At 71.9% G+C, this 7,095-nt stretch carries 8 protein-coding genes; 7 read left to right on the top strand and 1 reads right to left on the bottom strand.

The window, feature by feature from the left end; genetic code table 11:
* Positions 1 to 335: 335 nt before the first annotated feature.
* On the bottom strand, positions 336 to 1,175 hold the full coding sequence (locus OU416_RS31755) for an HAD family hydrolase (protein WP_270930739.1): 840 nt from the start codon (positions 1,173 to 1,175) through the stop codon (positions 336 to 338).
* Positions 1,176 to 1,781: 606 nt separating this feature from the next.
* Here OU416_RS31755 and ssd point away from each other — a divergent pair.
* The 7 genes from ssd to OU416_RS31720 all read left to right on the top strand — a co-directional run bounded on the left by ssd (position 1,782) and on the right by OU416_RS31720 (position 6,894).
* A complete protein-coding gene (gene ssd / locus OU416_RS31750; RefSeq protein WP_270930738.1) occupies positions 1,782 to 2,870 on the top strand; it encodes a septum site-determining protein Ssd in 1,089 nt (362 codons plus the stop codon).
* Between the two features lie 236 nt (positions 2,871 to 3,106).
* Positions 3,107 to 4,315 (top strand): TadA family conjugal transfer-associated ATPase, encoded by a 1,209-nt coding sequence (locus tag OU416_RS31745; RefSeq protein WP_270930737.1) that lies wholly within the window; start codon positions 3,107 to 3,109, stop codon positions 4,313 to 4,315.
* Positions 4,309 to 5,100 carry a type II secretion system F family protein gene (locus OU416_RS31740; protein WP_270930736.1) on the top strand — a complete coding sequence of 264 codons (792 nt, stop codon included), beginning with the start codon at positions 4,309 to 4,311 and terminating at the stop codon, positions 5,098 to 5,100. The genes OU416_RS31745 and OU416_RS31740 overlap by 7 nt, the downstream gene beginning before the upstream one ends.
* A complete protein-coding gene (locus OU416_RS31735) occupies positions 5,097 to 5,798 on the top strand; it encodes a type II secretion system F family protein (protein ID WP_270930735.1) in 702 nt (233 codons plus the stop codon). The genes OU416_RS31740 and OU416_RS31735 overlap by 4 nt, the downstream gene beginning before the upstream one ends.
* Positions 5,799 to 5,948: 150 nt before the next feature.
* Entirely contained in the window at positions 5,949 to 6,164 is a 216-nt protein-coding gene (locus OU416_RS31730; RefSeq protein ID WP_270930734.1) for a DUF4244 domain-containing protein, read from the top strand.
* On the top strand, positions 6,164 to 6,550 hold the full coding sequence (locus tag OU416_RS31725) for a TadE family type IV pilus minor pilin (protein ID WP_270930733.1): 387 nt from the start codon (positions 6,164 to 6,166) through the stop codon (positions 6,548 to 6,550). The genes OU416_RS31730 and OU416_RS31725 overlap by 1 nt, the downstream gene beginning before the upstream one ends.
* Positions 6,547 to 6,894 carry an Rv3654c family TadE-like protein gene (locus OU416_RS31720; protein WP_270930732.1) on the top strand — a complete coding sequence of 116 codons (348 nt, stop codon included), beginning with the start codon at positions 6,547 to 6,549 and terminating at the stop codon, positions 6,892 to 6,894. The genes OU416_RS31725 and OU416_RS31720 overlap by 4 nt, the downstream gene beginning before the upstream one ends.
* The last annotated feature ends 201 nt before the right edge of the window (positions 6,895 to 7,095 follow it).

Genomic DNA, 7,095 nt, shown 5'->3' with positions numbered 1-7,095 from the left:
GGGGGGCCCCCGCCCCACTGCGCGAGCACTCGGGTTACCAAGCGTGCACTTGTGTCGTAACTTCCGGGCTAGGCGTCCGGCGTCCCGGTACGCAACCCCGTGAACGACCAGCCTTGTGTGCGGCAACGCGTGGGTGCTCCGGGCCTCGCGCGCGGAGTCCGATCGGGGTGGACGTTACTTCTCCTCCGTAACGTCCCTGGCCAACCGTGGTCCGCACTTCCATTTGTAGACGGTGACGCCCGTCACTGCAAGGGTTCCGGCCGGTGTGGTCGCGACGACTTCGCGGACTGGCGATCACCGCGCGCTCTGCGCTATGGGGCAAGCGAAAACGCCGCTCAGCGGCGGCGGCGCCAGGCGCGCAAGCCCCACCACGCGGCACCCGCCGCGGCGACCGCACCCATCCCGACCCCGGCCGCGGTGACCGCGGCGCGCGAGGGAGTGGGGATCCGGGCCCGCAGCGACACCGGGTGGTCGAAGGCCAGCGACGGCCAACCGCGCTGCACCGCTTCCTTGCGCAGCGCGCGATCGGGGTTGATCACAGTGGGGTGGCCGACGGCCTCCAGCAGCGGCAGGTCGGTGATCGAGTCCGAGTAGGCGTGGCACTCGGCGAGGTCGTAGCCGTTCTCCTCGGCCAGCTCGCGGGCGGCGATCGCCTTGTTCTCCGCCGAGCAGTAGAAGTCGACGTCGCCGGTGTAGCGGCCGTCGGCCACCACCATCCGGGTGCCCGACCAGTGGTCCGCGCCGAGCAGCTTGGAGATCGGGGCGACGACCTCCTCGCCGGAGGCCGACAGCACCACGATGTCGTGGCCCTGCTCCTGGTGCTCGGCGATCAGCTGGGTGGCTTCCTTGTAGACCAGCGGGTCGACGATGTCGTGCAGCGTCTCCTCGACGATGGCGTTGACCTGCTCGACGTCCCAGCCGCTGCACAGCGAGGTGATGTGCGCCCGCATCCGGTCCATCTGGTCCGCGTCGGCGCCGGCCAGCATGAACACGAACTGGGCGTAAGCGCTCTTCAGCACGGCCCGCCGGTTGATCAGCCCTTCCTGGAAGAACGGCCGGCTGAAGGCGAGCGTGCTCGACTTGGCGATGATCGTCTTGTCCAGGTCGAAGAACGCTGCCACCCGGCGTCCGGTGGCGGGCGATGGGTTCGCGGGCTCTGTCACGCCGCACAGCATACGAGCCGGGCCCGGCCGCGGACGGGCCGCGCACGCACGGTGGCATGGACCACTGATGCTTCACGCTGCGTAAATTCTTGCCCAGGTATTCCGACTAGTGGGATAAGTTTCTTGACTCGAATGATTGCTAGTTGGCGATACGTGCGCACCGAGAGCAATAACGTTCCCTCAAATGGACGGGGGGCAATGCGGGTGATCTGCGGGATACAGTGTGTGGAGTCCGGCACGACCGGACAGGTTCAGCTCGACCCCCCGGAGCTGAACTGATGACGACCCCCGCCCCTCCCCCCTGGCGGGGGTCGTCCCATTTCCGCGGTGCGCGGCCGGCGTCCGGTTCGCGGACCCGGCAGGCGGGGATCCGTGCCCAGGAATGATCTTGCCGAGTGGTGGGGCGGGCTCCCGTCCGCGGGCCGCCCGGCCGACGGTCCGCGCGGAAAGCGAATTCGCGCCACGCTTTCGAGTGAGCCGAGTTGTCCACAGGCCGGAGGTTTGTCCACAGATTTCGAAAACCTCCTTGGCATCGGCCGGAGTTCGGGCCACCTTGGTTATCGAGCGGAGCCGTTCGGGTTTTCGCTCCCCGTCCCGAATCACCGGAAGGTTTTTGCCATGACTGCTGCACGCCCGCTTCTCGTTGCGCGAGATGCCGAACTCGCCGAAGAAACCGCTCGCCTGGCCGCTGCGTCCGGTGGCGAGCTGGTGCGCACCCGAGATCTGTCCGCACCTGCCTGGCGCACCGCGCCGCTGGTGCTGCTCGACGCCGCTGCCGCAGCAGCCGGGGTGACCGGTGGTCTGCCGCGAAGACGCGGTGTCGTCGTGCTGTGCCGAGATCCGACGCCGGAGCTGTGGCAGGTCGCGTTCGGGGTCGGCGCGGACCAGGTGATCACCCTGCCCGCCGAGGAGGCGAAGCTGATCGAGCTGCTGGCCGATGCCGCCGACGTCCCGGTGCAGGACGGCCGGGTCCTCGCGGTGCTCGGAGGTTGCGGTGGTGCCGGTGCATCCGTGCTGGCCACGGCGACAGCGGTGCTGGCCGCACGCGGTGGCGAGCGGGCACTGCTGGTCGACTGCGATCCGCTCGGCGGCGGGGTCGACCTCGCGGTGGGCGCGGAGACCGACGACGGGCTGCGCTGGTCGGGGCTGGCGGTCAACGCCGGTCGGCTCGGTGCGAGCGCGCTGCACGAGGCGCTGCCCGAGCGCCGGATCGGTTCCGGCGCGATCACGGTCCTGTCCTGCGATCGCGACGGCCCTTCCACCGGACTGACCGCGGAAGGGGTGCGAGCGGTGCTGGCCGCCGGGCGACGGGCCGGTGACGTCGTGGTGTGCGACGTCCCGCGAGCGCTCCCGGAACCGGCCGTCGCAGCGCTGCGAGAGGCCGATCTCGTGGTGGTGGTCGTGCCTGCCGAGGTCCGCGCGGTCGCCGCGGCCGAGCGAGTCGTGGCCGCGGTCGGGGAGCACGCCGCCGGGCCGATCCGCCTGGTGGTGCGCGGACCCGCGCCAGGTGGGCTGCGGTCGTCGGACGTGGCGGGAGCGGTCGGAGCCGAAGTGCTGACCGGGATGCGGCCGGAGCCCCAGCTGCCGGCGCTGCTCGATCGCGGCGGGCTGGCGGCCCGGCTGCGCCGTCGCGGTCCGGTGGCCAGAGCAGCTCAGCAGGTGCTGGCGGAATTCGCTCGCCTGGAACCGGTCGCCGCGGCTTGCTGATCTCCTGATCGGCGATTTCGTTTTGTCGTACTGATTTTCCGACATCGTCCCGCATCGCGGCGGAACCGCGGTGCCTGCCCGGCTTTTGGGTGCCAGCCGTCGATGCGCGGCCGCACAGCCGTCAAATCTTTGCTGAGAACCCGCAGATCGTGAGCTTTCACCGAGTGCGGAAGGCGAATTCGGCATTTCACGCGGACGAAGTTGGAAACCGCATGGGAGAGGAGAGTTGAACGGTCATGTCCACGAGTCGTGTTCTGGAACCCGTCGACGGTGCGGTGGACGGCGAGCTGCTGGCGCGGGTCCGCAACCGCTTGGTCGGCAGCGGTGCTGCGCCGACCTCCAGCGCCGTCGCCGCCGCGGTCCGGGAGGAGTCCGGCGGGCTGGTCGCCGACGCCGATGTGCTGGCGGCGCTTCGGCTGGTGCAGCAGGAGTTCCGCGGTGCGGGAGTGCTGGAGCCGCTGCTGCGCGACCCGGAGGTCTGCGACGTGCTGGTGACCGCGCCGAACAAGGTCTGGGTGGATCGGGGCAGCGGTCTCCAGCGGGCAGCGGTGCGCTTCGCCGACGAGGACGCGGTGCGCCGACTGGCGCAGCGCCTCGCGATGTCCACCGGTCGCCGGCTCGACGACGCCCAGCCCTGGGTCGACGCCTGGTTGCCGCAGGAGAGCGCCTCCGGCGCGGTGCGGTTGCACGCGGTGCTGCCACCGGTGGCGGGCGAGGGGACCTGCATCTCGCTGCGCGTCCTCCGCCCCGCGGTGCACGACCTGGCCGCGTTGCAGCAGTCGGGCGCGTTCGACGGACCGACGGCAGGCGTCCTGCGCGAGATAGTCGCCGCGAGGTTGGCCTTCCTCGTGGTCGGTGGCACGGCCAGCGGGAAGACCACGCTGCTGGCGGCGATGCTGGGCGAGGTGGCCGAAGCGGAGCGGATCGTCTGCGTCGAGGAGGCGGCGGAGCTGCACCCGCGGCATCCGCACGTGGTCCGGCTGCTCACCCGGCCGCCGAACGTCGAAGGCGTCGGCGAGATCCAGGTCCGCGACCTGGTGCGCCAAGCGCTGCGGATGCGGCCGGACCGGTTGATCGTCGGGGAGGTGCGCGGCGGCGAGGTCCGCGAGCTGCTCTCGGCGCTGAACACCGGCCACGACGGGGGCGGCGGCACGCTGCACGCGAACTCACCGCAAGAAGTCCCGGCCCGGATGGAAGCGCTGGCGGCGCTGGGCGGTCTGTCGCACACCGCGCTGCACAGCCAGCTCGCCGCGGCGGTGCAGGTCGTGCTGCACGTCCGGCGAAGTGCGCAGCGTGGGCGGTACCTGGCCGGGATAGGCGTGCTGCGGCGCGACGACGAGCGGGTTCAGGTCGTCCCGGCCTGGCAGCGCGATGGAGGCTGGACATCGGGCCGGGAGGACCTGGCCGCGCTGCTGGCGGCTCGGGGAGGTGGGCTGCCGTGCTGATCCTCGCGCTGCTGCTGGCCGCAGTCGCGGTGCTGTGCTGGCCTGAGATCAGCGCTCGCGATCGGCTTCGCCCTCGACAGGTGCGGTTGGTGCTCGGGCCGGTGCGCCACGTGCGGTTGCTCGTGGTCCCGGTGGCGGCGGCCGTCGGGATGGTTCTGGCTGGTCCGGCGGGCTTCTTGGCCGGAGCCGGGTTGGCCCTGCTCGGCGGGCACCACTGGCGGTCTCTGCGGGGTCGGCGGGCCCGGCTCGCCCGGGCCGACGAGCTGACCGCGGGCCTGCGGCTGCTGGTGGCGCAGCTGCGAGCGGGTGCGCATCCGGCTTCGGCGGCGGAAGGTGCCGCGGCCGAAGCCGGGCCGGCGGTCGCCGGTGTCTTCCGGGACATGGCGGCCACGGTGCGGCTCGGCGGTGATGTGGCGGCGGTCCTGCGCGGGCACGACCTCGTCGAGCTGCGCGCTCCGCTGGGACGTGTCGCCAGGGCGTGGGCGCTGGCGGAGCGGCACGGTGTCGCGCTGGCCGATCTGCTCGACGCGGTTCGCCGCGATGTCGAACGGCGCACGGCGTTCCGCCGCGGCGTCGAGGCGAAGCTGGCCGGTCCGCGCTCGACGGCGGCGGTGCTGACCGGGCTGCCGGTGTGCGGCCTGCTGTTCGGCGAAGCCCTCGGGGCGGCTCCGATGGCCGTGCTCAACGACGGGCTGTTCGGGCAACTGCTGTTGCTGGTCGGGGTGGCGTTGCTGGCGGCCGGTGCGAGCTGGACGTTGCGGCTGACGGAGGTGGTGCGATCGTGATCGAGGCGGTGCCGGTGCTCGCGGCAGCCGCGGTGCTGGCCGCTCCGACGGGCTCGGGGCGGCACCGGCTCCGATCGCTGCGCCCGCGGTCCCGGTCCCGGCAGCGGATTCCCGTCACCGCATGGGCGCTCCCGCTCGCCGTGGGATCGGTTGCGGTGCAGGTGTTCGGCCTGGTCATGGGCGTGTTGATCGGGCTGGCGGCCGCGCTCGCCGCACGCCGCTGGTCAGCGCTGATGGCGCGAAGACAGGAGCGGACGGATCCGCTGGTGCTGGCTGCGGGCTGGGACCTGCTCGCAGCGGGCATGCGGGCGGGCCTGCCGGTGCCGGTGGTCGTGCGGGCGGTGGCCGAGGAACTGGCCGGATCCGCACGCCGAACCCTGCGCGAAGTGGCCGCACACCTCGCGCTGGGATCGGACGCGGTGACGAGCTGGGAGCCTGCGCTGGCCGACCAGGACACCGCCGAGCTGGCCCGCGCGGCGCGGCGGACCGCGCGCACGGGTCAAGGCCTGGCGGAAGTGGCTGCTGAGCTGGCCGAGCACGCCCGTGCCACGGTCGCCGAGCAGGCCGAAGCACGTGCGCAACGAGCAGCGGTGTGGATCTCCGCTCCGCTCGGCCTGTGCTTCCTGCCCGCGTTCCTGTGCTTGGGCGTGGTGCCGGTGGTCGCGGGCACGCTGAACCGGCTGGCCATCTCCGGATAGCCGAATCCGCTGCGGTCTCTCGGCAGCTGGCCGATCGGCATCGAGCGAAATCTCCCGAAAGTGGCCGTGCTGCTCGCTTTTCGGGCGAAGAGGTCACAGCGATGGGCAAGTCTGAAGCAGGTCAATGTGGACGGACGAATGGAGAAGAGGATGACCAGGACGATCATGACCACCCGGTGGGCGGCGGCCCGGCGGCTGCGGGCGTTGTTGCACGGCGATGGCGGGATGACGACCGCCGAATACGCGATGGGCACGGTGGCTGCGGTCGCGTTCGCCTCGCTGCTGTTCGAGATCGTCACCGGCGGCACGATCAAGGAAGCCCTGACCGGTCTCATCGAACGCGGTCTGGAGGGTGGCGGCATCTGATGGCTGCACAGGTGGCTCCGGCGCCGCGCGGTGCCGGAGCACCCGACCGCGGCGCGGTGACGGTGGAAGCCGCGCTGGGCATCTGCTCGGTGGTCGCGGTGTTCGTGCTGGGGCTGGTCGGCACCAACGCGCTGATCGGCCACCTCCGCTGCACCGATGCGGCGGTGGAGGCGGCCCGGCTGGTGGCGCGCGGCGATCGGGCCCGGGTCGACGAGGCGGTCCACCGGATGGCCCCAGCAGGTGCTGCGCTGGAGGTGCAGGTGGACGGTGATGTCGTCCGTGCGGAGGTGAGCGTGCCGCTGCCCGCTCAGCTGCCCGGTCGCTGGCTGCACGCGCGGGCGGTGGCCGTGCTCGAACCGGGCGTCGAAGGGCAGGTGGTGCGATGAACGACGACAGGGGAGCGGCGACGGCGCTGTCCGCGATCCTGGCGCTGGCACTGCTCGCGGTGCTCGTGCTCGTCCTCCAGATCGGTGCGGCGACCATCGCCCGGCACCGCGCGGAAGGCGCCGCCGACCTCGCGGCGCTGGCCGCCGCTGCGCACGCCCCGAGCGGGGCGGAGTCGGCGTGCGAGCGGGCCGCGCAGGTGGCGGACGGCATGCGCGCGTCGGTCGTCGAGTGCCTGCTGGTCGGCTGGAACGTCCGCGTCATCGTCGAAGCCGATCTTCCGGCCATCGTGCTGCTGAGCGGAAAGCCCAGGGCACGGGCGCACGCGGGGCCGATCGAATGCTGATCGGCCCCGCCACGACGAACGGTCGACGAACGGTCCGGAGCGGACCGCAACGTCCGCGCCAGCAGCGGTTCGGGAGCCGTTCACCTGATTGATCTTTCGGTGGTCGTGTTCCGCTCGGGCACGTTCGTCGCGGCTGGACGACCGGTCGCCGACGCGGGGTGTACTCATCGGGGTGTCATGCCGTTGATTGGAGGTGTGAGC

This window comes from Saccharopolyspora indica, from assembly GCF_027853965.1.
Lineage (GTDB): Bacteria > Actinomycetota > Actinomycetes > Mycobacteriales > Pseudonocardiaceae > Saccharopolyspora > Saccharopolyspora indica.
Note: the sequence above shows the minus strand (reverse complement) of the source record. Positions and strands in the feature narration are given on the sequence as shown.

Bases quoted from the DNA above. Each gene is read 5' to 3' on its own strand.
- OU416_RS31730 (WP_270930734.1), top strand. From the start codon at position 5,949: ATGACCAGGACGATCATGACCACCCGGTGGGCGGCGGCCCGGCGGCTG.
- OU416_RS31745 (WP_270930737.1), top strand. From the start codon at position 3,107: ATGTCCACGAGTCGTGTTCTGGAACCCGTCGACGGTGCGGTGGACGGC.
- OU416_RS31755 (WP_270930739.1), bottom strand. From the start codon at position 1,175: ATGCTGTGCGGCGTGACAGAGCCCGCGAACCCATCGCCCGCCACCGGA.
- OU416_RS31725 (WP_270930733.1), top strand. From the start codon at position 6,164: ATGGCTGCACAGGTGGCTCCGGCGCCGCGCGGTGCCGGAGCACCCGAC.
- OU416_RS31720 (WP_270930732.1), top strand. From the start codon at position 6,547: ATGAACGACGACAGGGGAGCGGCGACGGCGCTGTCCGCGATCCTGGCG.
- ssd (WP_270930738.1), top strand. From the start codon at position 1,782: ATGACTGCTGCACGCCCGCTTCTCGTTGCGCGAGATGCCGAACTCGCC.